Origin of the sequence: Rhizobacter sp. J219 (genome assembly GCF_024700055.1) — a bacterium.
Classification (GTDB): domain Bacteria; phylum Pseudomonadota; class Gammaproteobacteria; order Burkholderiales; family Burkholderiaceae_C; genus Rhizobacter.
In genome coordinates, this window is record NZ_JAJOND010000001.1 from 5,442,441 (window position 1) to 5,468,993 (window position 26,553).

General features: G+C 57.1%; 30 protein-coding genes. 1 reads left to right on the top strand and 29 read right to left on the bottom strand.

Annotation, left to right across the window (positions count from 1 at the left end; all coding sequences use genetic code 11):
• Nucleotides 1-531: 531 nt before the first annotated feature.
• The 25 genes from LRS03_RS26040 to LRS03_RS26155 all read right to left on the bottom strand — a co-directional run bounded on the left by LRS03_RS26040 (nt 532) and on the right by LRS03_RS26155 (nt 22,405).
• A complete protein-coding gene (locus LRS03_RS26040; RefSeq protein ID WP_257829240.1) occupies nt 532-1,143 on the bottom strand; it encodes a hypothetical protein in 612 nt (203 codons plus the stop codon).
• Nucleotides 1,144-1,154: 11 nt separating this feature from the next.
• Nucleotides 1,155-2,174, bottom strand: a complete 1,020-nt coding sequence (locus LRS03_RS26045; protein WP_257829367.1) for an IS30 family transposase — start codon at nt 2,172-2,174, stop codon at nt 1,155-1,157.
• A gap of 604 nt (nt 2,175-2,778) precedes the next feature.
• A complete protein-coding gene (locus LRS03_RS26050) occupies nt 2,779-3,201 on the bottom strand; it encodes a signal peptide prediction (RefSeq protein ID WP_257829242.1) in 423 nt (140 codons plus the stop codon).
• A gap of 249 nt (nt 3,202-3,450) precedes the next feature.
• Nucleotides 3,451-3,729, bottom strand: a complete 279-nt coding sequence (locus LRS03_RS26055; protein WP_257829243.1) for a hypothetical protein — start codon at nt 3,727-3,729, stop codon at nt 3,451-3,453.
• Nucleotides 3,730-3,929: 200 nt separating this feature from the next.
• Nucleotides 3,930-4,316: a DUF488 domain-containing protein gene (locus LRS03_RS26060; protein ID WP_257829245.1), complete on the bottom strand. Its 387-nt coding sequence runs from the start codon at nt 4,314-4,316 to the stop codon at nt 3,930-3,932.
• A 98-nt stretch (nt 4,317-4,414) separates the two neighbouring features.
• Nucleotides 4,415-4,960, bottom strand: a complete 546-nt coding sequence (locus tag LRS03_RS26065) for a hypothetical protein (RefSeq protein WP_257829246.1) — start codon at nt 4,958-4,960, stop codon at nt 4,415-4,417.
• A gap of 97 nt (nt 4,961-5,057) precedes the next feature.
• A complete protein-coding gene (locus LRS03_RS26070) occupies nt 5,058-5,531 on the bottom strand; it encodes an AAC(3)-I family aminoglycoside N-acetyltransferase (RefSeq protein WP_257829247.1) in 474 nt (157 codons plus the stop codon).
• 89 nt (nt 5,532-5,620) lie between these two features.
• Nucleotides 5,621-6,154 carry a hypothetical protein gene (locus tag LRS03_RS26075; RefSeq protein ID WP_257829249.1) on the bottom strand — a complete coding sequence of 178 codons (534 nt, stop codon included), beginning with the start codon at nt 6,152-6,154 and terminating at the stop codon, nt 5,621-5,623.
• A gap of 66 nt (nt 6,155-6,220) precedes the next feature.
• Nucleotides 6,221-6,676: an SMI1/KNR4 family protein gene (locus LRS03_RS26080; protein ID WP_257829250.1), complete on the bottom strand. Its 456-nt coding sequence runs from the start codon at nt 6,674-6,676 to the stop codon at nt 6,221-6,223.
• Between the two features lie 73 nt (nt 6,677-6,749).
• Nucleotides 6,750-7,394 carry a hypothetical protein gene (locus tag LRS03_RS26085; protein WP_257829251.1) on the bottom strand — a complete coding sequence of 215 codons (645 nt, stop codon included), beginning with the start codon at nt 7,392-7,394 and terminating at the stop codon, nt 6,750-6,752.
• Nucleotides 7,395-8,722: 1,328 nt separating this feature from the next.
• Entirely contained in the window at nt 8,723-9,238 is a 516-nt protein-coding gene (locus tag LRS03_RS26090) for a hypothetical protein (protein ID WP_257829253.1), read from the bottom strand.
• Nucleotides 9,239-9,310: 72 nt separating this feature from the next.
• Nucleotides 9,311-9,640, bottom strand: a complete 330-nt coding sequence (locus tag LRS03_RS26975; RefSeq protein WP_374685082.1) for a rhodanese-like domain-containing protein — start codon at nt 9,638-9,640, stop codon at nt 9,311-9,313.
• Nucleotides 9,641-10,199: 559 nt separating this feature from the next.
• Entirely contained in the window at nt 10,200-11,219 is a 1,020-nt protein-coding gene (locus tag LRS03_RS26095; RefSeq protein WP_257829367.1) for an IS30 family transposase, read from the bottom strand.
• Between the two features lie 1,392 nt (nt 11,220-12,611).
• Nucleotides 12,612-13,058: a GNAT family N-acetyltransferase gene (locus tag LRS03_RS26100; protein ID WP_257829255.1), complete on the bottom strand. Its 447-nt coding sequence runs from the start codon at nt 13,056-13,058 to the stop codon at nt 12,612-12,614.
• A gap of 789 nt (nt 13,059-13,847) precedes the next feature.
• On the bottom strand, nt 13,848-14,474 hold the full coding sequence (locus LRS03_RS26105; RefSeq protein WP_257829258.1) for a hypothetical protein: 627 nt from the start codon (nt 14,472-14,474) through the stop codon (nt 13,848-13,850).
• 270 nt (nt 14,475-14,744) lie between these two features.
• The gene (locus LRS03_RS26110; RefSeq protein ID WP_257829261.1) at nt 14,745-15,353 is read right to left on the bottom strand and encodes a hypothetical protein; all 609 of its coding nucleotides are present in this window, start codon (nt 15,351-15,353) and stop codon (nt 14,745-14,747) included.
• 618 nt (nt 15,354-15,971) lie between these two features.
• Nucleotides 15,972-16,811, bottom strand: coding sequence for an IS3 family transposase (locus LRS03_RS26115; RefSeq protein ID WP_257829704.1), 840 nt, complete (start codon nt 16,809-16,811; stop codon nt 15,972-15,974).
• Nucleotides 16,775-17,137 carry a transposase gene (locus tag LRS03_RS26120; protein ID WP_257829265.1) on the bottom strand — a complete coding sequence of 121 codons (363 nt, stop codon included), beginning with the start codon at nt 17,135-17,137 and terminating at the stop codon, nt 16,775-16,777. The genes LRS03_RS26115 and LRS03_RS26120 overlap by 37 nt, the downstream gene beginning before the upstream one ends.
• Nucleotides 17,138-17,209: 72 nt before the next feature.
• On the bottom strand, nt 17,210-17,644 hold the full coding sequence (locus tag LRS03_RS26125) for a hypothetical protein (protein WP_257829268.1): 435 nt from the start codon (nt 17,642-17,644) through the stop codon (nt 17,210-17,212).
• Nucleotides 17,645-17,746: 102 nt separating this feature from the next.
• Nucleotides 17,747-18,145 (bottom strand): energy transducer TonB, encoded by a 399-nt coding sequence (locus tag LRS03_RS26130; protein WP_257829270.1) that lies wholly within the window; start codon nt 18,143-18,145, stop codon nt 17,747-17,749.
• Nucleotides 18,146-18,915: 770 nt separating this feature from the next.
• Complete coding sequence (locus LRS03_RS26135) at nt 18,916-19,242, bottom strand: 1-deoxy-D-xylulose-5-phosphate synthase (protein WP_257829273.1); 327 nt, start codon at nt 19,240-19,242, stop codon at nt 18,916-18,918.
• Nucleotides 19,243-19,346: 104 nt separating this feature from the next.
• The gene (locus LRS03_RS26140) at nt 19,347-19,712 is read right to left on the bottom strand and encodes a YwqG family protein (RefSeq protein ID WP_257829276.1); all 366 of its coding nucleotides are present in this window, start codon (nt 19,710-19,712) and stop codon (nt 19,347-19,349) included.
• A gap of 1,354 nt (nt 19,713-21,066) precedes the next feature.
• Nucleotides 21,067-21,462 carry a hypothetical protein gene (locus LRS03_RS26145; protein ID WP_257829279.1) on the bottom strand — a complete coding sequence of 132 codons (396 nt, stop codon included), beginning with the start codon at nt 21,460-21,462 and terminating at the stop codon, nt 21,067-21,069.
• A gap of 91 nt (nt 21,463-21,553) precedes the next feature.
• Nucleotides 21,554-22,033: a ubiquinone biosynthesis protein COQ4 gene (locus LRS03_RS26150; RefSeq protein WP_257829281.1), complete on the bottom strand. Its 480-nt coding sequence runs from the start codon at nt 22,031-22,033 to the stop codon at nt 21,554-21,556.
• A gap of 90 nt (nt 22,034-22,123) precedes the next feature.
• The gene (locus LRS03_RS26155; protein ID WP_257829283.1) at nt 22,124-22,405 is read right to left on the bottom strand and encodes a hypothetical protein; all 282 of its coding nucleotides are present in this window, start codon (nt 22,403-22,405) and stop codon (nt 22,124-22,126) included.
• A gap of 709 nt (nt 22,406-23,114) precedes the next feature.
• Here LRS03_RS26155 and LRS03_RS26160 point away from each other — a divergent pair.
• Complete coding sequence (locus tag LRS03_RS26160; protein WP_257829285.1) at nt 23,115-23,423, top strand: hypothetical protein; 309 nt, start codon at nt 23,115-23,117, stop codon at nt 23,421-23,423.
• Nucleotides 23,424-23,994: 571 nt separating this feature from the next.
• Here LRS03_RS26160 and LRS03_RS26165 read toward each other — a convergent pair.
• The 4 genes from LRS03_RS26165 to LRS03_RS26180 form a co-directional block, all read right to left on the bottom strand.
• The gene (locus LRS03_RS26165; protein WP_257829287.1) at nt 23,995-24,528 is read right to left on the bottom strand and encodes a hypothetical protein; all 534 of its coding nucleotides are present in this window, start codon (nt 24,526-24,528) and stop codon (nt 23,995-23,997) included.
• 76 nt (nt 24,529-24,604) lie between these two features.
• Nucleotides 24,605-25,072: a hypothetical protein gene (locus LRS03_RS26170; protein WP_257829289.1), complete on the bottom strand. Its 468-nt coding sequence runs from the start codon at nt 25,070-25,072 to the stop codon at nt 24,605-24,607.
• 103 nt (nt 25,073-25,175) lie between these two features.
• Nucleotides 25,176-25,574, bottom strand: coding sequence for a PPC domain-containing DNA-binding protein (locus LRS03_RS26175; protein WP_257829291.1), 399 nt, complete (start codon nt 25,572-25,574; stop codon nt 25,176-25,178).
• 137 nt (nt 25,575-25,711) lie between these two features.
• Nucleotides 25,712-26,140 (bottom strand): hypothetical protein, encoded by a 429-nt coding sequence (locus tag LRS03_RS26180; RefSeq protein ID WP_257829292.1) that lies wholly within the window; start codon nt 26,138-26,140, stop codon nt 25,712-25,714.
• Nucleotides 26,141-26,553 lie beyond the last annotated feature (413 nt).

Sequence of the window (26,553 nt, forward strand, 5' to 3'; positions counted from 1 at the left end):
GTTGGGCGGCACTGGTGGAACAAGCACGGCCCTCGCGGACGAAGACTCTACTGACGACAAGCAGCCCGAGCAATGGGCGAACGGCCTGCCTAAAAGCGAGCGCGCTGCTTGACAGACCAACCGGGGGAATGAGCAAGCCCATGCGCCCATGAACTGCCACGAATTGCCGGCCTTGAGCGAAGGCACGAACGCGCATGGCACCGACCTTCTTTTTTCACGGGCAAGACCGGAGGCACAGAAGGGAAGGGCACGGACTTGCCCAGGAAAGACTTGAGCGAGGGCACGGCAACTCACGGCCTGGACTCAAGCGAGGGTGGCGACTACAGCCGCACGGTGCAAGGGGAGGGAAATGGTGGGCTGCAGCCGACGCCAAGCCAGTGCACACCAGCTCGGCTCTGACATGCATGGCAGTTTCATAGTGCCGCCCAACGTTTGAGATAACCGGCATGACCCGGCTTGCCGGGGCATGTCCGGTTGATTGAAGGGTTAGGCGTCTCGGTGCACATGTGCTCGGCTTAGACGAGTGGCGATCTATGGAAAAAGCCAAGGATGCAGAAGGACAACGCCAAAGTGCGCGCAACAGAAGTAGAGCGCACAGACCAGAGCCGTATAGATAAGAACCTGAAGTTCCGATTTGAGTGGGTGGTCTGGTGGTATCTCAGGAAAGCCGCGCGTGATGTGAAGAGAAAACGCAACCCATGTGACTATTGTGATGAATAGCACGCCGATCGTTGCTGCGACGTACTTCAGTTCATGGACCCAGAACAGAGCGGGACGCTCACTCCGCCTAAGTAGAACTGTCTTGTAGATTTCCTGCTGTTCGCTGATTTCGAACTCAAGCTCTATGACGCCAGATCTGACCTCGTTCTTGAAATCACGCAGAGCCGAAAGTCCGACTGAAAAAGTGAGAACAGTAAGGAACAGCGCGGCCAACAGTGCTTTGAGTACAGGGCTGGTTTGATGCTCCGGCTGAAGGCGTACTTGCGCTTGGGTCTCAGCCTTGAGTTTCCGAAACCGCCCAGACGGCAAGTGAGTAGGCCGCCACTGAGCCTCCTTGCCGAAATCAGCGTCGCAGTTCCAACACGCTCTAGCCTTGAGGCTTTGCGGATCAAGCTTGGCGTTGCAGTTGGGGCAATACGGCATTCAGGGCGGTCTCAAGCTTGAAGCGCAACACCAGCGATGTGGTTGAGCTGGAGTTGATCGAAGACTTCGTTGGGGGTGAGGAAGCCGAGGATAGCGCGAGGCCTGTTGTTCAGGGAGTTCTCGATGGCGGTGAGCTGAGCCTGAGTGACGGTGCTCAGATCCATGCCTTTGGGCAGGTACTCGCGGATGAGGCCATTGGCGTTTTCGTTGGATCCGCGCTGCCATGGGCTGTGCGGGTCACAGAAGAAGATGTCCATGTGCAGCCGCTTGGCCAGCGTTTCGTGCTGAGCCATCTCGCTGCCTTGGTCATAGGTGAGGGTCTTGCGCAGGCTGGGCGGCAAGCGACGTAGCCGCTTGGTGAAGCCCTCGAGCACAGAAGTGGAGCCGAAGTCATCGAGCTTGACCAGCATGACGCGACGACTGATGCGCTCCACGAGGGTGCCGATGGCAGAGGCGTTGCGAGCGCCCTTCATGAGATCGCCCTCCCAGTGCCCAGGCGTGATGCGGGCGGCGACCTCGGGCGGGCGCAGGGCGATGGAAGTCATATTGGGCAAGGTGGTTCGCTTGGAGCCTCGGGCTCGGGGCATGCGGCCAGCCCGGCTCCTGCGAAGCATCTTGATCAGCTCCGTGCGCAATGTGCCACGAGGCTGGGCGTAGATGGCGCAATAGATGGTCTCGTGGGAGACGTAGTCAGGGTGTTTCATGATCTTGAGCCTGCCGGCGATCTGCTGCGGAGACAGGCGCAGGCGCATGCCGGCCTTGACCAAGCGCCACAGGCGACTACTCCCAGAGGGGCACAGCTTGCGGCGCAGCCGGCCAGCTCGCTTGCGAGCGGCGACACAGGCACGCTGGCCGAAGAGTGCGACGTAGCGATCGAATCCGTAGACCTTGGCACGCTTGACCTCGCGAGAGACGGTGGACGGGCTGACGCCCAATACTCTAGCGGCGGAGCGCTGGCTGTGGCCCAGGATGAGCAGGGCGTCTAGAGCAAGCCGATTGGCTTCTGTGAGATGGCTGTATTGAGTTCCCATGTGCAGCACCTTAAGGTACGGGTGTTGCACTTCAAATCTGAGACTGCCCTGCAGCCTAACGTTGGAGATGAGGCGCAGACACCGGCGGCACGGCGCAGGCAAAAGCGCCAGAGCGTTGTACGCCGGTGGCTGTCGCCTCGATTGACTGGTTAGGCCGCATTGTTGGCATGACTCGATTGATGGGGTCGGTGCGGGAGACTAGATAGCTGCCTACTCTGCACAGCGTATCTCTGGAAGAGAGGCTACTCGCTGCAACCCTCTTTGAGAAAGGACAGCTGAACCTCGGGTTGCGCTCTCGCAAGCAACTCACGGCGGAACTGCTCGACCTTGGCTGGCGGTGTTGTAGTGCAGGTGAGGATAAGAACATAGCCTGCCTTTACACGAACGACTTCATCTACTGCTGTCGTTGCAAGCTCCGACTTAATTGCGCCCACTTGATACGACTTCGGGAGGATGCGTACTTCGACGCTTGGTGCCTTACTGCACCCCACAAGCGCAAGCAGAGCAACTGCGGAGACTTTCCAGGTGATTCGCATATGCGGCCTAACGTTTGACATGAGAGGCGGCGCCCGGCTTGCCGGGTGACGTCCTCTCGATGGAAGGGTTAGACGCCGCCGCTCGCACGATGGACCTCGGTGCTTCGCTGACGAGCCTGAACCTCAAAGTGGTTGTACCAGTACGGACTGCGGCCATGAAGTAGCTGCCCAAGGCCTGAAAGCCCGTAGGCAAGGAAGAAGACCGGGCCCCAGCGCTCGTATTGCTCAACGTGGACTCGCTCATGTGGGCCGATACGGAAAAGCTCTTCTTCGCTGACAGCCAGGATGACCTGGCCGAAAACAATGCCACGAAAGGGCAACGAACGAGCAAGCTTGCCGCAACTGGCTTGACTCTGGCGATAGGTGACTTCCAGTGCGCCCTGACGCCAAGCTGCCTTGCCACCGAGTGCCAAAGGAATGGTTGCCAGTAGCAGGCCGATCGCGGAGCACGGTGCAGCCCAAAGCATCTTTGCGACGACGAGCCAGGGCATTCAGCGGCGTCTAACGTTTGACATGAGAGGCCCGACCCGGCTTGCCGGGGCGGGTCCTCTCGATGGAAGGGTTAGGCGGCGCTATTCGCACAGCCCGGACTTGCATTTTGCGTTGGGTGGCGCCGCTGGCAAGCAAACGTACCTCACCAGCACGTGCTACGAAGCAGCGGGTGCTCGCACGGCCTGCTTTGCCTGGCGCGACAGCGCGAGGCTGATGCGCGACTACTGGCTTGCCTCTCGATGAGAGGGTTACGTGCGGTTCTCATTGCTTGCGTCAGGCTCTACCCCGGGAGCCAGCTCGTAGTGACCTTCCGTAAGCCGGGTGCGAGCTTCTTCAATCTGTTCTTGATACGTGGGCTGAAATGGGGCAACCAGAGCCTTATCTAGCTGACCAGAAATGCGCATGAACGCTACGAACTCAGCGTTGTTTTGCATACGGAATAGATTTGTTTCGTGGAAGCGTGCAAAGAACTCAAACAGAACGAGTGCCTCATCGTCTGACAGGTTGATGTTTATGCCGTTTGACATGGCGATGTGATGACAAGTGCTGGTCGACCGACGCTTCTTGTGGCGACGCCTAACGTTTGACATGGCGATGTGATGACAAGTGCTGGTCGACCGACGCTTCTTGTGGCGACGCCTAACGTTTGACATGAGAGGCGGCGCCCGGCTTGCCGGGCGACGTCCTCTCGATGGAAGGGTTGGGCGTCATGTTGCGCATGGCACTCTCACTCTACAGCCGCGCCTCTTTCGGCCAGGAGAGCACGAAGAATTGAGCGATGGCAGCGTGCTTCGACTTCGCAGTAGCAACCGATTGAGAAGTCGCTGCTGTGAGAAAGCTTGGCCAGCAATTCAAGCAAATGGCTCGCTTCTGGCGCAGACATTTCGGTCTTGTACTTCTTGGTGAACTTGGCCCACTCGGCCGCGTTTTCTGCCTGCTGACCAAGCTTCATCGTTTCGACGCTGGGCGCGAGGTTTGGAAACCATACGTCATACCAGTTCTGTGAGGAGAACTCAGTCTTCGGGACTCCGCGGGGAGGGCGACGGACGGTGCCAATGCGGATGCCTTCACCCTGGATGCGCGCGCTACCTAACCGAACTACGCGAACCACCATGGTTGATCCCTGGTCTAGTGACGCTCAACGTGTGACATGAGAGGCGCTGACCGGCTTGCCGGGCAGCGTCCTCTCGATGGAAGGGTTAGGCGTCGGGTTCACTGCTTTCCGATGATTGGCTGAAGATTCTTGCGCGCGCCTTCTTCGAGAAACGCGACACAAAAGTAGGCTTGGCGTGGGATTTCGAACGTTGCCGCTCCAACTTGAAACGAACACCCATCAAGCAAATGCGATCTGGCTAGGAGCTTCAGCCCATAGGTTGTTGAAGTCGCCAAGCCAGAAAGATGCTGCCCGACTCGCCCTCGTACTTGCATGTGCTTGCCCAAGTAGAAGGGTACAAACTCTCCATTTTTCACCTTGATAAGGTGCTTCTTTGCGCGGGATGGATAGGCGCGTGCCGTGGCACCAGGATTGTTTGGTGCCCGTACTGCTCCCCATTGCTGAATGAACTTTGTTAGCTCAACTTCAGTGCGGAAAGGAAACTTCACTTCGATGTAGTAGAGGCCAGGGCCATTCTTAATGTGTTCGAACGCAGCCTCTTTAGCCACCTCAAAAGGGGTTAGCGAGTCTCGGAGCGCCTGACACACCAAGCGAATTGATTCGGGCGTGGAAAGGGTTGCGGCATGAGCTGCCGCGACAGACATAAGCTTCTCGATTTGTCGCATAGCTGATTACGACGCCTAACGTTTGACATGAGAGGCGGCGCCCGGCTTGCCGGGTGACGTCCTCTCGATGGAAGGGTTAGGCGCCGCCATCGCCAGGAAGTATGTCGAAGTGAAGGACATCTTCTCGAACTCCGAGCTTCGTGTAGAGGCTGATCGCCGGATCGTCGCCATGATCTGCCTGAACGAAGATGACGTAGGCGCCTAGGGTTTTGGCCAACTTCTTGAGTTCTTGAATCATTGCTGTCGCAATGCCTTGGCGGCGATGGCTTTCTAGTACAGCCAGATCGTAGATGTAGATCTCTGAGCGAGCCTGCTCGAACTTGGGAAGTACATATGCCGCGAGACCGCCGATGACCTTTGCTTCAGAAAGCGCTGCAACAGCGATGAAAGTCGGGCTTGAGAGCAGCTCCTTGAGATAGGTGTCCGTTGGCTGCTGCTGGGTGTACGTCGGCTTGTCTTCGAAGGCCTCGCCAAATGCGGCAAGCATTTCCCGCATTGTTTGAATGTCAGAGCTGCCAAGGGCTCGAACGCTATAAGTCTCTGATTTCATTTCCGAAGCGCTCAGCGGCGCCTAACGTTTGACATGAGAGGCTCGCCCCGGCTTGCCGGGGCGAGTCCTCTCGATGGAAGGGTTGGGCGTCATGCATCGCGAGGGAGGCATATGCTTTTCGCGCCTAGCTCTAGAAGTCTAGGAAGCTTTGACGCTTTCAAGAAGTTCTTATCGGAGGTTATGAACACATCATTTCCATGGTGGATGTGGCACCACATGGTGTGAACGTCGCAGGTGCGGTTGAGCCAAGTGCGAAAGACAGCGGAATTGTCTTTCTCGGCAGCAATGTCGATGACCTTTGCATCGCCAAAAAGAACTTCTTCAATCTGCCTCGCCAGGCCAACCATTTCTTCGTTGGCCCAGATGCAGCGGTCCCAAAAGGTGACGTCCCATATGAGCATGGGACTCAAGCGGGGAAGCTGCGCAATTCCGGCTTGTAGAAGAAGTTCCTCAAAGAGGTCGTATCGATCAGGCTGTATTCCGCGTTGCCTCATCTCTGAGGCGCCGATCTCAACGACGTAGGCTTCGTAGAGCCCTGATGCGATAGCGGCTCTCAACGGCGCAACCTCAGCGGAATCGTTCGCCAAGTCGATGATGACGTTGTGATCCAGAGTGGCCTTCATGACGCCCAACGTTTGAGATGAGAGGCGGCGCCCGGCTTGCCGGGTGACGTCCTCTCGATTGAAGGGTTAGGCGCTCCAGTTATACGGCAGGGCCTTGGCTGACTCGACCCAGGCTTGAAGCCTGAAGTTTTGGCGCTCGAATTCCTCCAGGAACGCGCCGAAATCTGGGGCAACCAAGGAGAACTTTGGTGAGGACCGAGAAACGTAGTGGATGCTTCCGTTCTCTGGAGAAAACGAATAGAAATTCCCGAGGTCATCTTGTGCGAAGAATACGTGACCCTTGAGTTGACCCCGATCGATGGTCTTGAACCATTCCTTCCTAAGACTGAACTCTTCATTGAAGTCTCCGTATCCGGCCTGTAGCAACCAAGTTTTCAGGTCTGATGGCAAGGTGCATTTCACTTCTTGCTCGACGTTGGCGATGTCTTGCTCAGACACGGCGGCATACGGTTCGAACATTGGCTTCGACCCGAACAATCGCTTCCGCTTGGCGGAAAGAATGCGATTGGTGAGTGTTTGCATTGTTCAGAGCGCCTAACGTTTGACATGAGAGGCATGACCCGGCTTGCCGGGGCATGTCCTCTCGATGGAAGGGTTAGGCCGCACTCGCATCACTTGCAGGCCCCTTAAAGTTTATGGAGAGGATTTTCTTGCCTGTGGAGTCCCGAGTGGCAACCGCCATTGCATCCTTGCCTTCCACTATGGCCTTTCCCCAGGAGACCTCAACATTCCCGATGCGACCATGCCGGAGATCGAAGCGGCCAATCTCGACGGAGCATGGACCGACCATCCGAATCTTCGTCACTAGACGCAGCATCGTTGGTTCCAGCTTTTTCATGAACAGAGCGCCGGGTGTTCCTTGGGCGGGCGGCGTCCACTCAAGCTCAAAGAACTTGTGCTCATCTGTGGCATTCTCAGTGAGATGCTGTCGCGGATAGTCTGCCGCGAGCAAAAGTTCAACGAGTTGGCGTAACGAGCCAAGCTCTGAGCCGTCATGCTTGTAGAGAAGATTGTCCGGAAAGGTGGTTACCAAGTCCGGCATAAGACCGTCATCTAAGCCGGTAGTGACCGTCACTTTCGTAGGAGTGACTCTCACTGATTTCAGCCAAAGAGAACTGCTCGGACTAAGCCGTTCTTTGAGGGCTGCTTCATCAAGCTCTTCAAGCGTGAACGTGTCGATGCCGTACGTCTTGGCTACGGCAAGTGCTTCAGGGGAAAAGCCGGAACGAGATGCCAGCATGAGAGCATTTGTGTCTAGCCTCTCGTGCTTTGCTTTCATCTGCTCTACCCACTGCACGTCGGCGATACGCTTGTGATCTCGGCACTCGATACAGATCCGAACCTGGTGCCCGCCGACAGACCCTTCAATAGCGACGTCTACTTCTCGCAGAGTCTTTGTTTGGCGATCTCTAAGAAGCTTTGACTCCACGACTTTCGCCCCATCCGCCAAGTTGCAACGGACGAGATAGATGAGCCTTTGAAAGTCGTTCGATCGCTTTGGCATTCGCAAAGGAATTGTGCGGCCTAACGTACTACATGAGAGGCATGCCCCGGCTTGCCGGGGCATGTCCTCTCGATGGGAAAGTTAGGCTGGCAGCCACACAGAGCGGTGGTGGAGCCGAGGAAAGCCGATGCCGCAGGCATGGGCGCTGGTGCTGTATTTGAGCCGTGCATGGCAGGGCGCCCGAACTGGGCTTCTTTCCCAGTCCGGTGGGTGGCAAGTTGATCTAGAACTGGCCTCATATCGCGACTTACAACCTGTCTTTTCGCAAGGACTCAGAAAGTTTGTCGCGCCACAGACGCATGTAGCCAATGCCGCAGAGAACCGATACGAAGATTAAAACGCCAGCGAGCCAAACGGGAAAGGCTGGCCAGACAAATATTAGTAGGCCGACGACGGCGGCTAAGCCAGGACCAAGAACAAACAGTGCCCCCATGCTTGCCTTTAGCGCAGTGACTCTCTCTTTGAGGTGCAGGAGCATACGAAAGCCTAACGTTTGACATGAGAGGCCCGACCCGGCTTGCCGGGGTGGGTCCTCTCGATGGAATAGTTGGGCATCGCGCGTGACATGGCTACTGGCCTCGCCAAGCGCGGACAGCCCGCATTCTCTTGGGGAACCTGCGCGGACTTAGCCAAGCGTCGCGTTCGTCTTGGCAACCGTGCAGGCGTTGGGATGTGCACAGGCCCAGCGCTGCCTTCCGCGGCAGCGCCCAACTTCTGACCATTGAAGCGGCGCGAAGCGCCAACCACTGAGTGGCTTCCACCGGCCGTTCGATGGCATCGCACGGGTGCCGAAGCGTGGCAGTCGCTTCCGTCTTTTCGCCAGGTGCTCCGACGTGACGCCAGAACGACCTTCTTGCCTGTAGGCCAGGGCACGACAGCAAAGTGGACTGAGCCTTGGCACACCGAAGCGCCCGATGACTTTGCGCATGTGAACCGAACCTGAATTTGAAGTGCTGACCGAAGGCTCATAAGCAGCAAGAACTCGCAGGACTACTCGTGATGCTCAACGTTTGACATGAGAGGCCCGGCCCGGCTTGCCGGGGCGGGTCCTCTCGATGGAAGGGTTAGGCATCGCTGATGTTGGATTGCATGTCTCTCTCCCACCCTTTTTGCCATTGCATTGCATCTGGCTGAGAGAACCAACCCTGGATGTATGCGGCGATTTCGCCGGACTCTGGATGATCAGAGTTCTCAATGAATTTGATGGACTCATTCAGACCGGCGCCTACGAAGAACTCAGCACCCATTGAGGAGCCGACATCCATATTGAGGTACTTGGCTTGCCACAACGCGGGAATGTCTTCTGGATTCCCAAGACGGTACAGCAAGAACGCACAACGATAGATTCCTTCGTAGTAGTCACCGTCATCCTCGGCTGTTCTTTCCCAGAGTGCATTGCGGTACTCGACTTCCTTCTGGAAGGCTGCCCGAATTAGGGACGCGACAGGGATAAGTTGCTCACTCAGGAGCAGCTTGTAGAGCGCCTGTCGTTCTGCTGGGTCCGCAACAACAGCCTGAACCTCGGATGAGGCCAATACTGAAGACTGCTTGAACTCCTGGAGTACTTGCTTGGCGCGCATGGCGATGCCTAACGTTTGACATGAGAGGCGGCGCAAGGGCGTAGCCCTTGTGACGTCCTCTCGATGGAAGGGTTAGACGCCACCATGTTGCACCGGGCCACCGTGACTCTTCCAGTGCTCGATGCCACCCTCCAGGAAGGCGGCTCGTAAACCGATCTGCTGTAGCCGCGACACCACCCCTTGGCTTACTTGATGACCGTGCACGCAATAGACCACTATCTGGCCGTCAGTCGGAAGCTCACTTGCCCACGACTCGACTGATTCTGGAAGGCGGCGCAACGAGCCTGGGATCGTGGCTGGACTATCAGCGAATGCCTGCTGTCGACGGACGTCGATCACGATTGGGGGCGCTGGACTCGCCAGGAGTTCACGCAAGTTTTCTACCGAAACAGAATTGGGCATCGTCGCCTCCTTGCCTTGGGTCTGCTCAAACTGCGCGCCCGAATTGTGCGCGATGGGCGTTCCGCAAGTCAGCTCCGCCTCTAGTGGCGTCTAACGTTTGACATGAGAGGCGGCGAAAGGGCGCAGCCCTTTTGACGTCCTCTCGATGGAAGGGTTAGGCATCGCTGCTCGCACCGCACGGCCCCTTGTCGCAGTGACGCCGTGCGCGCCTCTCTGCTACCAGTTGATCATTTCAGAAGAGGCAATATAAATGGCTTCCAAGCCAACATAAATGCCGCTCCGCAAGCAACCGCAACTACGAAGCCCCAGTAGAAGCGCTTCTCGGATGACGAATATTTTTTGTAGGCTTCCTTGTCACCCAGTCTCACCATTTTTCTCCCGATAGAAAGGTTAGGCCGCACGCACCCGCGCCCCGACTACGCGTGCGGAAGTATCTACTTGAACTTGTCGTGATTAACAAGGTGAAAGGTCGGCACCGTGGAGGGTGGGTCTGTAGCCAAGAGCCTCGATGATTTTCGCTGATGCTGCGATGTACTCCAGCGCACGCATCCGGGCGGTCTCAAGCTTGAAGCGCAACACCAGCGATGTGGTTGAGCTGGAGTTGATCGAAGACTTCGTTGGGGGTGAGGAAGCCGAGGATAGCGCGAGGCCTGTTGTTCAGGGAGTTCTCGATGGCGGTGAGCTGAGCCTGAGTGACGGTGCTCAGATCCATGCCTTTGGGCAGGTACTCGCGGATGAGGCCATTGGCGTTTTCGTTGGATCCGCGCTGCCATGGGCTGTGCGGGTCACAGAAGAAGATGTCCATGTGCAGCCGCTTGGCCAGCGTTTCGTGCTGAGCCATCTCGCTGCCTTGGTCATAGGTGAGGGTCTTGCGCAGGCTGGGCGGCAAGCGACGTAGCCGCTTGGTGAAGCCCTCGAGCACAGAAGTGGAGCCGAAGTCATCGAGCTTGACCAGCATGACGCGACGACTGATGCGCTCCACGAGGGTGCCGATGGCAGAGGCGTTGCGAGCGCCCTTCATGAGATCGCCCTCCCAGTGCCCAGGCGTGATGCGGGCGGCGACCTCGGGCGGGCGCAGGGCGATGGAAGTCATATTGGGCAAGGTGGTTCGCTTGGAGCCTCGGGCTCGGGGCATGCGGCCAGCCCGGCTCCTGCGAAGCATCTTGATCAGCTCCGTGCGCAATGTGCCACGAGGCTGGGCGTAGATGGCGCAATAGATGGTCTCGTGGGAGACGTAGTCAGGGTGTTTCATGATCTTGAGCCTGCCGGCGATCTGCTGCGGAGACAGGCGCAGGCGCATGCCGGCCTTGACCAAGCGCCACAGGCGACTACTCCCAGAGGGGCACAGCTTGCGGCGCAGCCGGCCAGCTCGCTTGCGAGCGGCGACACAGGCACGCTGGCCGAAGAGTGCGACGTAGCGATCGAATCCGTAGACCTTGGCACGCTTGACCTCGCGAGAGACGGTGGACGGGCTGACGCCCAATACTCTAGCGGCGGAGCGCTGGCTGTGGCCCAGGATGAGCAGGGCGTCTAGAGCAAGCCGATTGGCTTCTGTGAGATGGCTGTATTGAGTTCCCATGTGCAGCACCTTAAGGTACGGGTGTTGCACTTCAAATCTGAGACTGCCCCGATGCCTAACGTTTGACATGAGAGGCGGCATAAGGGCGCAGCCCTTGTGACGTCCTCTCGATGGAAGGGTTAGGCCCCGACGCGCAGCTCAAGGGGACACCCTTACGCGGGTGAGATCGCGGCACGTGTCCAAGTTCTCAGCACTGAGATACCACGCTATTCGCCTAACTAGCCGTTCGCGAAGAGCGCGAGCCTCTGCGACGGAAGTCTCAGGATAACGACCGACAGATATTTCCTGGTCTAAGGCTCGACGGTGAAAATCAATAATTGATGGAGCGGAACAGAGCTTGTTTGTGGCCGCTTCAAGCAGTGCCCTGTCGCTTCCAGCCCAGCTAGCGCGCTGCAAGCCGCTAGCTCGATCTAGGATTTCTGAGTAGATGACGTGCAGCTCCATGAAGGCCAAGTATTCGCTCGGGTTCGGGATGGGTGACATGTCTGCCGGGATGACGTAGCGCGGAACGAAGGCGACGAGAGCCTCTTGAAGTTGTTGCCGCTGTGCAGGAGACGCTGCGTGGAGGATTGAGAATGAGTTCCTCAACAGGCGTTGAGGGTCGAGTGATGGCTGTTTGTCGGTTGCTGCCGGAGGAGCGCCAACACGTTTTGCCTCTATGCTGATGGCTGCGATGTACTCGCTGAGCGAATCCGCCGAATTCGCAGGAAAGCTGATGCACGATGTGAGTAGCACCAGAGCTGACAGCTTTGACAAACACATGACGATCTGCATTCGGGGTCTAACGTTTGACATGAGAGGCTCGACCCGGCTTGCCGGGGCGAGTCCTCTCGATGGAAGGGTTAGAGCGCATCCGCACCGATGCGCTACTTCGATTTCGTCTTTCGGAGAACTTGACCATCTAGGCTTCCCCTCGCGCCGCAATGCTCGTGGCACTCATTCGGGGTAAGGACTACCGTATGAATTTTTGGCGGCGAATGGATAAGAAGCCACTCGCATTTGGACTCGTCGTTGTACACCCGCACTCTGTCAACACCATTCCACGTTCCGTAACCCTCAAAGGTGCAGATGTGCCCGTTCGTGAAGGAGAAGTCGGCCGCTACAACAATCTGCTTGCTTAGTGACTCTTGCCCGCTTGATAGCCTCAGAGAGTCCATAGCGTTCCCGCAATCGCTCCAATCACCCTTTGGCGAGAGAAAGCAAATGCGTTTGGTTGCTTGATATTCCCCAAGGAGAGAACTGGGGAGCTTCGTGGGCTGTGCAAAGCCTGCTGAGGAAAGCGCGATAGACGCGAGAGCAAGGAGGCGAGTGACTGTCGACATTGATGCGCTCTAACGTTTGACATGAGAGGCCCGACCCGGCTTGCCGGGGCGGGTCCTCTCGATGGAAGGGTTAGGCGGCTGGCTTAGCAACGAAAGCCTGCTTTGCATGCCGGTTAAACCCTGCTGACTCATAGAACCTGGAAGTGGCCTCGTCTTTGCGGCCGGTGAGAAGCATGACTTTGTAGCAGCCAACCGACCAGGCGTGTGAGAGCGCATGAGCCAGGATTGCCTTGCCATAGCCTTGATTTCGATGGCTTGCGTGAGTGACGACATTTTCGATGACGCCATATGGCCGGCAGCTGCGCGTGAGGTTCGGAATGACCGTAAGGGTGCAGCTTGCGACAAGCTCGTTGCCTACATAGCCGCCGTAGTACCTGTATCGAGGATTGGCATGCAGTTCTTGCCAGACGGCCTGTACCTCTTCTTGCGGCGGTAGCGATTCATCTGCTCGATGCAAGTGCGAATAGAGCGCCAACAGCTGAGTGAGTTCGTTCGCCTGAATCAGTCGGATCTTCACTCGTGAGCCGCCTAACGTTTGACATGAGAGGCTTGGCCCGGCTTGCCGGGACAAGTCCTCTCGATGGAAGGGTTAGGCCTCATTCCGCAGATGTTGTGAAGCAGCCACCGCTGGTCGCCTTTGCGCAGGCGTCGGCGCTCATCCAAAGGACTCCACTCCACTCAATCGGATTCATCGATCGCTCGCGGTTGTAGAAAACTGCTGATCCGTCGGCTAGTAGCCACCCCTGCAGTCGAACGCCAGCAGATGGACGTCGCTGGTAGCCAGTGGGGGGGCCGAGGCGCTGAACCAGAGTGTGCCGCATTGCTTTGTGGTGCCACCATGGAACGAGAATGCTTGCGGACCACAAGCGACCATTCAAGAAGAAGAATGAAGCTCCCATTGCAGGGGCGTCGTTGTGACGATCAATGTCAGTAAAGCAACTCCGTTCTCCCAAGTACTCTCCTGGGCGATTCGCGTAACACCGGAAACGATTGTTCGGAAATGCTCTGACGAGATCGGATTCGCTTGCGATTTGGCTAAGTGACTGCGGTTCGAAGTCAAGATTGGGTCTCGACTCGAGAAGATACATCCGGTGCTCGCGCACGTGTTCTGGATACGCGATTGACAGATAGGCGTATGCCGCCGATACCACGATCAGCAGCGCGAGGATCCATGTGCCAATTGACTGCCTGCTCATTGCTTCCTCGATGAGGCCTAACGTTTGACATGAGGGGCGGCCAAGGGCGCTAGCCCTTGGACGTCCCCCTCGATGGAAGGGTTAGGCATCGAGGCGCCTACGGGGAGCTACTAGCGCTCAACGATTTGCACGGTGGGATCTAGCCTGAGGATGACTCTAGGGTCAGGTGCTCTGGTGGCTCGGTTTATCACGTACTCCCTCTGACTTGAATCCACAACTGTGATGCGCATTCCGGTTATTGGGCCGACGTCCAGCGGCAAGGCGAAGGTAAGCAAGCCGCTTCGGGGTTTCGCCTTTTCGATTGGTACTTGAATGGAGCTAGTGAGAAGGCTCTTGTCGCTCGGAAAGATGACACCTATCGCCCGTGCATTTGATCGGTAAAAAAGCGCTTTTGGATCGAACTCGAGTTCAAGGCCATTTTCATGACGTCGATAGTCTGGACGCCATATTGTTGGCTGCCATGCCCCACCAACTTGCACTTCAAGTAGGTAGTCAACGGGAGTGACTACAGCATCTCGTTGATTTTCTAGCGTGACGAACACGCTAACCGCTTGCACCGTCTTTCTACTTCCTACTCCTTCGTCTCTCGTCCCAACGGAGACAAAAAGTATGCTCCCCGTGAGAAGCGGCTTCGCGTTTTCGTGCTGGTAGTAAGCCGCGATGGCAGACGAGCACAGAGCGACGATTACTGGTGCAAGAACTGCTGTAACCAGTGTGGCCCAAAGTTCCTTTTTCAAGCGGATCTCCTCCCACAAATATTGATTCCGCCATCGCTATAGAGATGGCTCGGCAGAATTCGATGCCTAACGTTTGACATGAGAGGCGGCGCAAGGGCGTAGCCCTTGTGACGTCCTCTCGATGGAAGGGTTAGGCAGCGCCCGCACCGGCCGGCCTGCTTATCTCGAAGAAGAAAGGGATTCGAATTGATTTCGACTCGGGCACTGAGCCTAGCTCTACTGTCGCAAAAGAATCTCGCATGGTGTCTTCTCCGATGTACTTGGCAAAGATCACAAAAGAAGACCCTGAACGAACTCGTTCAGGTGGTCGATTACTGTTGAGACTTCTGTCAAAAGTCTCTCGAGAGCTTCGTCTGGCTTGAGTGGTGAGATCTCTTCGATCAGTGCCTTTGTCATGAGGTACTCGGCGAAGTAGTACAACGAGTTCCCATTCGTCTCGTGTAGGTAAACAGCTAGATCATCGGGGAGCGCTTCGTCAGGAATAGCCGTTTTGGCATGTTCCAACGAGTAGTGAAATCCGAAGTTGTTGCGAACAACATTCACAGCGTTCTTTCGCCCGAAGTAGCCTTTGAGAAAGACAAGCGATTCAGTGGCGGAGGCCTCGAGATCCCGTTCGTACTCTTTGGCGAGCTTGGTTTTAAAGAAGCCGCGCTGCATCGCTTCCCAAGCCTCGTTCAGCTTTCCGGCTAGTGGGCGAACAAGAATGAACGTTTGCGCTGCCTCCGCATGTGCGAGCCAAGTCGGCTCCGGGCTGAATCGTGTGCTCATAAAGGCCAGCTTGTTCAGCGCGTTGATTTCGTTCAACGCGTGAGCCAGGACGACAACCAGGGCACGTTCAACTTCCGGGATTGAACGAAGCTGGCTTACCGAGAAGCGCATGCGTCGTAGTCTCATAGCGATGCCTAACGTTTGACATGAGAGGCCCGACCCGGCTTGCCGGGGCGGGTCCTCTCGATGGAATAGTTGGGCATCGCGCGTGGCATGGCTACCGGCCTCGCCAAGCGCGGACAGACTGCATTTTCTTTGGGAATGTGCGCGGACTTTGCCAAACGTCGCGTTCCTCTCGCCAGCCGTTCAGGCGCTGGAGCGTGCACAGGCCCAGCGCTGCCTTCCACGGCAGCGCCCAACCTCTGACTACTGAAGCGGCGCGAAGCGCCAACCACCAACTGACTTCCACCGGTCGTTCGATGGCATCGCACGGGTGCCGAAGCGTGGCAGTCGCTTCCGTCTTCTCGCCAGGCGCTCCGACGTAACGCCAGAACGACCTTCTTGCTTGTGGGCCAGGGCACCACGGCAAAGTGGACTGAGCCTTGGCACAACGAAGCGCCCGATGACCTTGCACCTGTGAACCGAACCCGAATTTGAGGCGCTGACCGAAGGCTCATAAGCATCAAGAACTCTCAGGACCTACTCGTGATGCTCAACGTTTGAGATGAGAGGCTTGACCCGGCTTGCCGGGGCAAGGGAACTTGTGCCGATAAAGTGGACACACGGTTGTTAGGCTTGCGTGAGTTCGAAGGACACCGGATTCATTCGGCTGAGCGACGTATGAATGCGGCTGTGGTTGTAGAACGAGATGTAGGTTCTAAGAGTCTGCCGCAACTGCTCGTCGGTGTCGAACCTCTTGCCATGGATGTATTCGCTCTTGAGCGAGTGGAAGAACGACTCCACGTGCGCGTTGTCATTCATCTGCCCAGGCCGGTTCATGCTCTGGGTGAAGCCCTGGCGCCGCATGATGGCGCGGTAGGCATGCGCGGCGTACTCGATGCCTCGATCGCTGTGGAACACCAGGCCTGGGCCCGGGTTGCGCTTGCGCAGTGCTTGGAACAGCGCGGCACGGGTGAGCGTGACGTCGCGTGTCGTATCCAGACTCCAGCCCAGGATGCGGCGTGAGAACTTGTCCATCACCACGGCCAGGTAGCGCCATTGGCCGCGCACCTGCAGGTAGGTGACATCACCCACCCAGACCTGGTCGGGTCGCACCAGCTCGATCTCGCGTTCAGAGTTCGCAATGCTCCTGAAGAAGCGCCGCTGCCCGGCCTTGGAGCGCCCCTGCTGGCCCGCGTACTTGCCCGCGATGTGGGCGCTGCGCATGAGGCGAGCCACACGGCGCTGGCCAATGCACTGGCCTTGCTCGACCAGCACGTCGCGAACGCGCGGGCTGCCATAGGTGTGCAAGCTCTTCGAATGGATCTGCACGATGCGCTGTGTCAGGCGCTCATCCTCGAGCTGGCGCGGCCCGGGCTCGCGCGAGCGCCAAGCATAGAAACCCGCGCGCGTGACGTTGAAGTGGTCGCACATCACCGCGACCGGCCAGGCTTGCCGGTTTGCTTCGATGAAGGCGAAGACTTCGCCTTTAGTTCCGAGGCAAACCGGATAGCTTTTTTTAGGATGTCGTGCTCCATCTGAAGCCGCTTGTACTTGTGCTCCAGTTCGCGCAAGCGCTGCAGCTCGCCCACGGCGGCCACATCAATGGGGGCCAGCTTGCCCTTGAGCACCCCGTCACGCACCTGCTTGCGCCACTTGGACAGCATGAACGGGTGGATGCACAGCGACTGCGCCACGTCCTTGACCAGCACCCCAGGCTGGTTGCTCATCTGTACGGCCTTGAGCTTGAACTCAAGCTCGTACCGGGGGACCTTCTGCGGTCCGGGTGTTCCCATAGTGACTCTCTCCAGTTAGGTTGGAGTGTCAACTAAACCGGAACAAGCTCCCAAGTCCTCTCGATTGAAGGGTTAGGCATTCAGGCGCTCCAGGCGATATGCCATTTCTTCTGCCACTTCTTGATTGCTAGAAGCCGAGAACTCTTTGATGAGAGCGATGGACTCCGGTGTGTTGATGTCTCCGAGAGCATGGCTAAACCACTTTGCGATGACACCAGGCTCAGAACACGTGTACTCAAGCATGTGGAAGCCCTCAGCAAGCACATGCCGAATGTACGGAACGCTGGAGGGGCTGCGAAGCTTTTGGATCTCTCTTGTCACCTCTTGATGAAGTTCGTGCCCAGGCGTCACAAGAAGGTTGTTGAGGACGTCAGCCTTTTCTTCAGGCTCTTTGATTGCTCGCGTGAGATCAAGCAAGGCATATGTTGATTGCCAGTTGCCGCTTTCAATGGCTGCAGCCATATCGTGCAGGATTCTTTGTTTGGTCGTGGCGTGGGAAGGACTCATCTTCGGAATGCCTAACGTTTGACATGAGAGGCGGCGCCCGGCTTGCCGGGCGACGTCCTCTCGATGGAAGGGTTAGGCCGCCGCGCGCAGCAGGCCTTGGACCTACTCGGGAAAGACAAAAGAGTGCGTGACACTGTACTTGTCCCCGCGGGCGACAAACTGCCACTGGCGAACGGCCTTGGCTACTGAATTCGAGAGCGAGGAATGGGCTGACTTCAGGATCTTGATGTCTTCAAGTTGCCCGGTTTCGCTGATTGATAGCTCAACGGAAACCTCACCAAAGATGTGATTGCGCCTTGCGTAGCTTGGGTACTCGGGTGGAACGGCGTTCTTTGCCGGGCAACTGACCGCGGCTTGATCGGTGGCTGCCACCGACGAGGCATCGGGTGATGCCGGAGGCGAAATGTGGGTCTTTGACCTGCAACTCAGCATCTGTGTCTGGGCAGGAGACTCGGTGCCGACCAGAATGAGCACGCTTGCCAGTACGAGGATTCTGAACATCGGCGGCCTAACGTTTGACATGAGAGGCCCGACCCGGCTTGCCGGGGCGGGTCCTCTCGATGGAAGGGTTGAGCATCGCGCGTGGCATGGCTATTGGCCTCGCCAGACGCGGACAGCCTGCATTCTCTTTGGGAACGTGCGCGGACTTTGCCAAACGTCGCGTTCGTCTTGCTCGCCGTTCAGGCGCTGGAGCGTGCACAGGCCCAGCGCTGCCTTCCACGGCAGCGCCCAACCTCTGACCGTTGAAGCGGCGCGAAGCGCCAACCACCAACCGACTTCCACCGGCCGTTCGATGGCATCGCACGGGTGCCGAAGCGCGGCAGTCGTTTCCATCTTCTCGCCAGGCGCTCCGACGTGACACCAGAACGACCTTCTTGCTTGTGGGCCAGGGCACGACGGCAAAGTGGACTGAGCCTTGGCACACCGAAGCGCCCGATAACCTTGCACCTGTGAACCGAACCTGAATTTGAGGCGCTGATCGAAGGCTCATAAGCAGCAAGAACTCTCAGGACCTACTCGTGATGCTCAACGTTTGACATGAGAGGCGGCGCCCGGCTTGCCGGGTGACGTCCTCTCGATGGAAGGGTTAGGCGGCGCGCACGGCACAGCCCGGAACTGCATTTTGCGTTGGGTGACGCTGCGGAGAAGCAAACAGACCTCACCAGCAGGTGCTGCGCAGCAGCGGGCGCTTGCACGGACTGCTTTGCTTTGCCTGGCGCTACTGCGCGAGGCTGACGGTGTGATGACCACAAGGCCTTTGGGTGTGAGCATCACTCGGATGCTTCTCGCAGCGGCGGCCTTGGTTGGCCTCGAATCTTTGTCCAGTACTCGTCGTGAACATCAGCGTCTACGACAGGGGCGACGTTTGTTGGGTACAGGCTGTCTTGCCCGTCTTTCCTAGGGCCAGATATCCAGTACTCATCTCCGGACTCGACTTCGAAGTAGTTTGACTTGAAGCCACTTCCCTTGAGGCTTTGGAAGGACTTGCCTGCGTAGTACAGCGTAGCTCCGGTCTTGGAGAAGGAGACGCGGCCAATGCGTGCTGGGCCCGTAAGCCCACCAGCTTTTGACTCGATGTACATGATGCGACTCTTCATGCGACGCCTAACGTTTGACATGAGAGGCCCGACCCGGCTTGCCGGGGCGGGTCCTCTCGATGGAAGGGTTAGGCATACGGCTGCCCTCAGACCGATTTCTTACGCTAGTGGTACTGAACGACACTGGCTGAGGTGGCGCACGAGACGCAGTAGAAGACATAAATCATTCCAACATCAGCAAACATGTAGTCCTGTTCACCCGCTTTCCGGGAGTTTGGATTCTCACGAGACTCCATCTCAAAGGAGTCAATCTGAGCGACGAAGGTCATTGCTGATTTGCACTCAGGGCACTTCTGCCACTCTTCACTTTGAATCCAGTCCGGTGTACCCCCGAATTTGGTTTTGAGCCCGTCGTTGGCGGGATCATCTGGATCAGCAATCGCATGTTCACCTGGCGAGCAAGGAGTGATCTGAACTTTGTACTCCCGCAGTGGAGCGGGCTTGATCGGTCTTGGTCTCTTCGATGCCATGGGGCCTCCTTCGGATGCCTAACGTTTGACATGAGAGGCGACACACGGCTTGCCGTGTGGCGTCCTCTCGATGGAAGGGTTGGGCGTCATTGGTGGAAGTGACCGGATTTTTGCTAGCCACCCGTGACGGTGAGGTTGGCTTCGCCGCCGGTAAGCCGAAACGAGCCCGACTCTGCCGGCAATGTGTGGTGCTTGTTGCCGTTGCGATCTACCAGCGCAAACCCTCCAGAGGACTTGATCACCCGACCTGCGTTTGCACCGCCGCGAGTTGCGGTGTTTTGGGAATCGCAGTTTGGGCAGAGCAGGCGGAGATTCGAAGGCCTGTTGTCGGTATTCACTCCGTTCGCGTGCTCAAGGATTAGCTGAAGAGGAGAACCGTTCCAGATCAGCGGTTCAGAGAAGTAGGCGCAGATCGGGTTGTCGCACCTTTGAGGTAGCGGTGGGTCTTGTGCCGCGCGCCATGCAAGGTATTGGGCCTTTGCTACGCCATTGTTCCGTTTGCCTCCGTGATAACGGAGCGCATAGAACCGGGCCTTCTGTGATCGGAGCTTTGGCATAGCTACGCAGACGGTCGTAATGACGCCCAACCCGATATGTACGTCAATTTGACAAGTTGCATGTAGCCACAAGTGGCTAGGTGCACCCATTTGTGGATAGATGTGGAATCCATATCCATCCACTTTTAAAAATTGGCCGAAGCGTACCAAAAGGGGCAGTGGGGCAGGTCGCGGGAGTGCTCGGTAGACCCTGGCGACGCCTAACGTTTGACATGAGAGGCCCGACCCGGCTTGCCGGGGCGGGTCCTCTCGATGGAAGGGTTGAGCATCGCGCGTGGCATGGCTATTGGCCTCGCCAGACGCGGACAGCCTGCATTCTCTTTGGGAACGTGCGCGGACTTTGCCAAACGTCGCGTTCGTCTTGCTCGCCGTTCAGGCGCTGGAGCGTGCACAGGCCCAGCGCTGCCTTCCACGGCAGCGCCCAACCTCTGACCGTTGAAGCGGCGCGAAGCGCCAACCACCAACCGACTTCCACCGGCCGTTCGATGGCATCGCACGGGTGCCGAAGCGCGGCAGTCGTTTCCATCTTCTCGCCAGGCGCTCCGACGTGACACCAGAACGACCTTCTTGCTTGTGGGCCAGGGCACGACGGCAAAGTGGACTGAGCCTTGGCACACCGAAGCGCCCGATAACCTTGCACCTGTGAACCGAACCTGAATTTGAGGCGCTGATCGAAGGCTCATAAGCAGCAAGAACTCTCAGGACCTACTCGTGATGCTCAACGTTTGACATGAGAGGCATGACCCGGCTTGCCGGGGCATGTCCTCTCGATGGAAGGGTTAGAGCGCATTTTTCACCTAGCCAAGCAGCGCGAGGTAGAAGTATGAAACGAGGGCGGCGGCTAGAAGCGCTAGACCCACATAGATCATTGCTTGCCTAATGATTCGATACCAACCTTCGTTGTTGCGCGTGTCGTAGTGGTCCACTATGACTGAGAGTAAAAGTATTGCGCCGACGATGACGGCGCTGGCTAGCAGCCAAGCTGGCCTGTCATACAGAACCAAGCGACCACCGCCACCTTTTCTTGTTGCGATTTCCAGCTTGTTGTTCAGGAAACCGGAAATGCCGTAGGCAAGCAAGAGTGCAGCTAGGACGAGGGAGTAGAGACGAAGAGCAAACGGAATCTCATTCGGCTTCCAGTTGCTTTTGGCGTCTTGCTGAGACTCTGACTGACTCTTCTTCGACTTGCCCATGTCTCGGCGTCGTTTGGCGACTAATGCGCTCTAACGTTTGACATGAGAGGCGGCGCCCGGCTTGCCGGGCGACGTCCTCTCGATGGAAGGGTTAGGCGGCGCGGTTTGCATGGGCCACCTTGATGCCGAACTTTGCTCGAATTTCGCTAAGCGGCACATCGAGGAACTGCTGATGCTCGACCCAAGGCCAGCGCTGCTTTTGCCGACTGCAGCGCCAAAGCGTGCGAACGATCAGGTAGGGCGCCGACAGCAGGGCTAAAACCGTGCTACCCGGCGGTAGCTTTGTGTAGATGTCCAGAGTTTCGTGATGCGTGTAGCCACGAAGAACCGACAGACCACCCGTTGTACCCATAAGGCTTGAAAGCTTTACTATGGCTTCATCTGGCATCGTGGTGCCACAGCCGTACAAGACATGAACGATGTCATGTGAGCGGAAGAACTGCTTGGCCTCGGGTGAAAGCAGATCGTCGTCTCGCTTGAGCAGCGGGTTGGCCGCAAAGTACTCAACCAATCCTTCTGCCAGAGTTTGCGAACTGCTCTGTGATTCGAAGCGGTGCCTTGCCTTGACCATGATGCGGCCCTACTGGATGGCGACGCCTAACGTTTGACATGAGAGGCGGCGCAAGGGCGTAGCCCTTGTGACGTCCTCTCGATGGAAGGGTTAGGCGCTTGGTGGCAGATGCTCATGGACAAAGGCAATGACGTGTTCGATCTTTGTGGAAAAACAAAGAGCCTTCGCCTTAAAGAACTCAATAGCTATGCCTTCAAGAAGTGGCTCCTGCGGACTGGTGACGTCGTGTATTGCCCATAGCCCTCCGCCGCTGATCCCTTTCGGGTGAGGTGGTGTCGCGTTGTTCCCTTCTTCGTTTCGACCGGCGTTCTGGTACTGCAGGGCAACATGGAACCTGGATTCCTTCTTGTACTCGGGGTAGTCACCCTGCACGTTCTTGGATGCGCCGGCATACGTAAAGCCGTATGGCGAGAAAACCTTGCTTCCGACGTGAGCTTCGCTTTCCAGTCTTATTTTTGGTCAACGGAAAGCCATGTATGCACCGCATCTGGATCTTGTGCTCGTCGTTTCTGCTTGCGATTCGGATCTGGGGAAGCGGTGGTCGCAGCTCAGATGTGAGGAAGTCAAGGGGAACAACAGCAGCCGCTATATCCAGGCTGTCTTGACCGTCTGCTGAGGACCGAACAAAGGAGAAGGGGACTTCTGTAATGTGCTTCCCGCCTATATGGATCGAGCTGCCAGCTCTCTCGATCTCGTATAGCGCGTGCGCCGCTGTTACCAGAATAGGTGTCTTGTTGACCTCAATCAGAACTGCCGTTGCATATAGGTCAGGGCGATCGGTCTCATCTGCTGCAAAGAGTGGGTATGAGTAGCTTGCAACTTCTGGATGAACCACAGCAAGGACGGATCGAATCAACTCGTCGACAGGCGGTCTATCGGGCTTCATGAAAGCGCCTAACGTTTGACATGAGAGGCGCTTGGAGGCCGTAGGCCGGAAAGCGTCCTCTCGATGGAAGGGTTAGGCGACGCCGATGCTCCGTGGACGACGCTCCTAGTTCTAGACAACTTTGTTGATGCGCTCGCGACAAACGCAACTGAGCATCGCAGTTCCGCAACCTCTTGCTTTGAGTGGAGATTCGTCATGAAACTGATTGCTTGCTTATTGCTGGCCGTGTCGGCTCTGGTGTCTGGACCTGCGTTTGCGGGAAAGGACTATGAAGGCTGGGGAAAGACGCCGCAAGAGGCCATGGATGCTGCGCTCAGTAGCGCGGCAAAGAACTCTCGTGGCGGATGCTTGTGCAAAGACTGGTCTCCCGCAAGTCTGGAGGAGCAGTGCAAGGCGTCCGAGAAGCTTGGTGGCTATACATGCAAGGCTTGTGGCTCAAACCACAAGGGAAGTTGTACTGATCGGACAGAGATTGAAAAGAAGCTTGGGATCAAGATGAAGTAATGGCTTGAGCTTGTCTTTGCGGCGCCTAACGTTTGACATGAGAGGCGGCGCCCGGCTTGCCGGGTGACGTCCTCTCGATGGAAGGGTTAGGCGCCGCCTTGCGCTTACTTGGCATGCGGACTCTCCCGCCACTGAACAAATGCTGGCCAGGCGCTATCTGTTGAGAAGGCCCGAAGAACCTCAGCGACTTGGTCACGTAGAAACCAATCGGCTTGATTCATAGGAATGCTCCCGGCGCTGAAATCAAGAATGGTTCCGTCTGGGTGTGGCGCAACTGGATTGATTTGAAATGCTCGGCGATGACCAGAGGCGTCTTTGTGCTCAAGTAGGAATAAGCCAGGCCCTCCCGCAACTTGAACGTAGGCTCCGTCTTCGCGCGTGAGAGATGCAAACGACGACTTGACGAGCCCCAACTCCCTTTGAATGCGGGCAGCATTCGGTTTTGTTATCGGCTTGCAGTGCTCTCGAACGAAGATCATCTTGCGGCGCCTAACGTTTGACATGAGAGGCTCGACCCGGCTTGCCGGGGCGAGTCCTCTCGATGGAAGGGTTAGAGGGCAGATCGTGCCTCTCAAAGAAGTGACTTGACGGACATGAAAGGGAGTGAGGGAACGAGGCCGAGGTTAACTAGAGGAAGCGATAGCCAATCGGCCAGCGATCTAGCCATTTGGCTAGCCTCTTCTTCAGAGTGAACTCCGAATAGCCTAACTACTCCCGCCCCGCAGGCTAGCTGTAGCCCATATATGTGGCTATTGCCTCTGCCAGGGGGATTCAATTCATACAGCTGTAGCTCTAAGTGCCCGCCAATGGGCTTTGAAGTGACTTCCCGACCTACTGTGCGCTTAACCAAAAGAGCGTCTTTGTTGATTTCGATCGTGCTGTCAGCGCGATCAGCTGCTTTGGATACTTCTCGCCAACCCAGCGGGGTGAGAACCAGCAGTAGAACGGCTAGCACTTGGAAGAACAGAACGCCCTGGACAAGCATCACGCACGCGACAACAAAGCCGCCCAACATGGCAAAGGTGCCGGTCGAGTAGATGAAGGCGCTTGCGTGTACTTTGATTTCCGCCACGCCTTGCTGTGGAAATGAAATTGCGGCGTTCACACTGCCCTCTAACGTTTGACATGAGCTGCATGACCCGGCTTGCCGGGGCATGTCAGCTCGATGGAAGGGTTAGCCGTCACTTGGTGAATAGCTGGCGATGCTTTCCGACTTCAGGGCCATGCATGAGAACTTCTCCTGCAGCCAAATCGCCCGCGTCATTGCCCAGTAGATTTTTACGAACCGCGATCAGAACTTGCATATCCTCTACGGGGTTCTTCTGCGTAAGGATGGCTTTCTGTAGCTGACGGTAGACGTCAGTAGGCAGCCACAAGGTAAGTTCCCATGCCAACTGATTCGCCTTTCGATAGCTTTCAGCAGGTGTGCTCTCGCTGCCAAGGCTTCGAGCCAATGACATGTACTCCGCAACACGAGCCGCTTGCTCGCGAACCCTTAGATCCCACTTGATCGACTCTAAGAACCGACCATTCTCTTTCTGCAACTGCGCTTTGAATCGCTCTGTGATCCACAGCGTGGCGAGGAACTGGAGAACAGCGAGGCTGCCGAATAGGCCTAGGAGCGTCTCAATTGTTAGGGGCTGACTCATTTGGGGTTATGTGAGTAGTGACGGCTAACGTTTGACATGAGAGGCCCGACCCGGCTTGCCGGGGCGGGTCCTCTCGATGGAAGGGTTAGGCGGCATTTTGCGGCTACTCACGACGGCGGACTACCAGCTCTTTGTAGCCGGTAGCTGGATCGTGCTCCCGCGTGAGCAACCAGTCTTTCAACGGTGCCAGCAGGACCTCTGCGGTGGTTCTAACCTCGTTGCCATAGCAGAGGTGCCCGCCGTAGACGCGACCAGATGCATCTGAGACGGATGCATGTAGATGGGCCCCAGACACGCCGAGCGTTCCTGAAAGGCTGAGGATTTCAAGCGGACCCGGAATCTCTGATTCCGCGGTTTCGCCAGCAAATCTAAGTGTGGCCATGACCAAGCTGCCGATGCCTGCGACTACAAAGGCTGATTCACTCTCTGGCATTAGGCCAACCTCTTCTAGTGAGCGCCGAAGGTCACAGCCTGGCGAGAGACGGATTGGCCGAAGTTGCATACGGTCGCTGAAGGCTACGACGAGTGGCTTCTATGCCGCCTAACGTTTGACATGAGAGGCGGCGCAAGGGCGTAGCCCTTGTGACGTCCTCTCGATGGAAGGGTTAGGCGCACGCGTGGACATAAGTCGCCTACTCCTTACCTTACGAAGATGGAAAGCATAAACAGCAGGAGCGCAATGTACTTGCTGTACTTTGAGAGGAGCTCATGAAGCTGAGTGCTGTCTTTTCGATTTGGATAGCCCAGTAGTGCGAGCGTGAGGTGAACTGCGACGAACAAGACAGCGGCCGACATCAGGACAGCTGATGAGCCATGAAGCGTGTAGGTGTGGCGCTTGCCAGGGAGATACATCTCGCCTGTAAACAAGCCGTAGAGACCATATGCGACGCAGGCTATGGCGATTGCGGCATATAAGAGCCATTGCCAGGCGGGAACAGTTTGTACGAATGGCTCGATTGGTTCTGCATGGGAATGCCAGATGCTTCCAGTGGAAAGATCTGCCTTGCAAATAGGGCAGGCAGCCACTTCTTCTTTTAGCTCGGCGTTGCACTTCGCGCAGGACGGCATCTCGGGCGCCTAACGTTTGACATGAGAGGCGGCGCCCGGCTTGCCGGGCGACGTCCTCTCGATGGAAGGGTTGGGCGGCACTGGTGGAAAAAGCACGGCCCCGACAGGCCGAGACTCTACTGACGCTGAGTACCCCGAGCAAGGAGCGAAAGGCACACCGCGAAGTGAGCGCGTTGCTGGGCTAGCTAACCGGGAAAGAGAAGCCCGACGCGCCTCGGGCCGCCGCTGAATTGCGGGCCTTGGACGAAGGCACGAAAGCGCATGGCACGGACCTTCTCTTCGACGGACAAGACCGAAGGCACAGAGGGAAGGGCACGGACTTGCCAGGGGAATACCGAGCGACCTCAAGGCTTGGACTCAAACGAGCGCGGTGATAGCCGCCGCAGAGTGAAAGGGGAGTGAACTGGAGATTG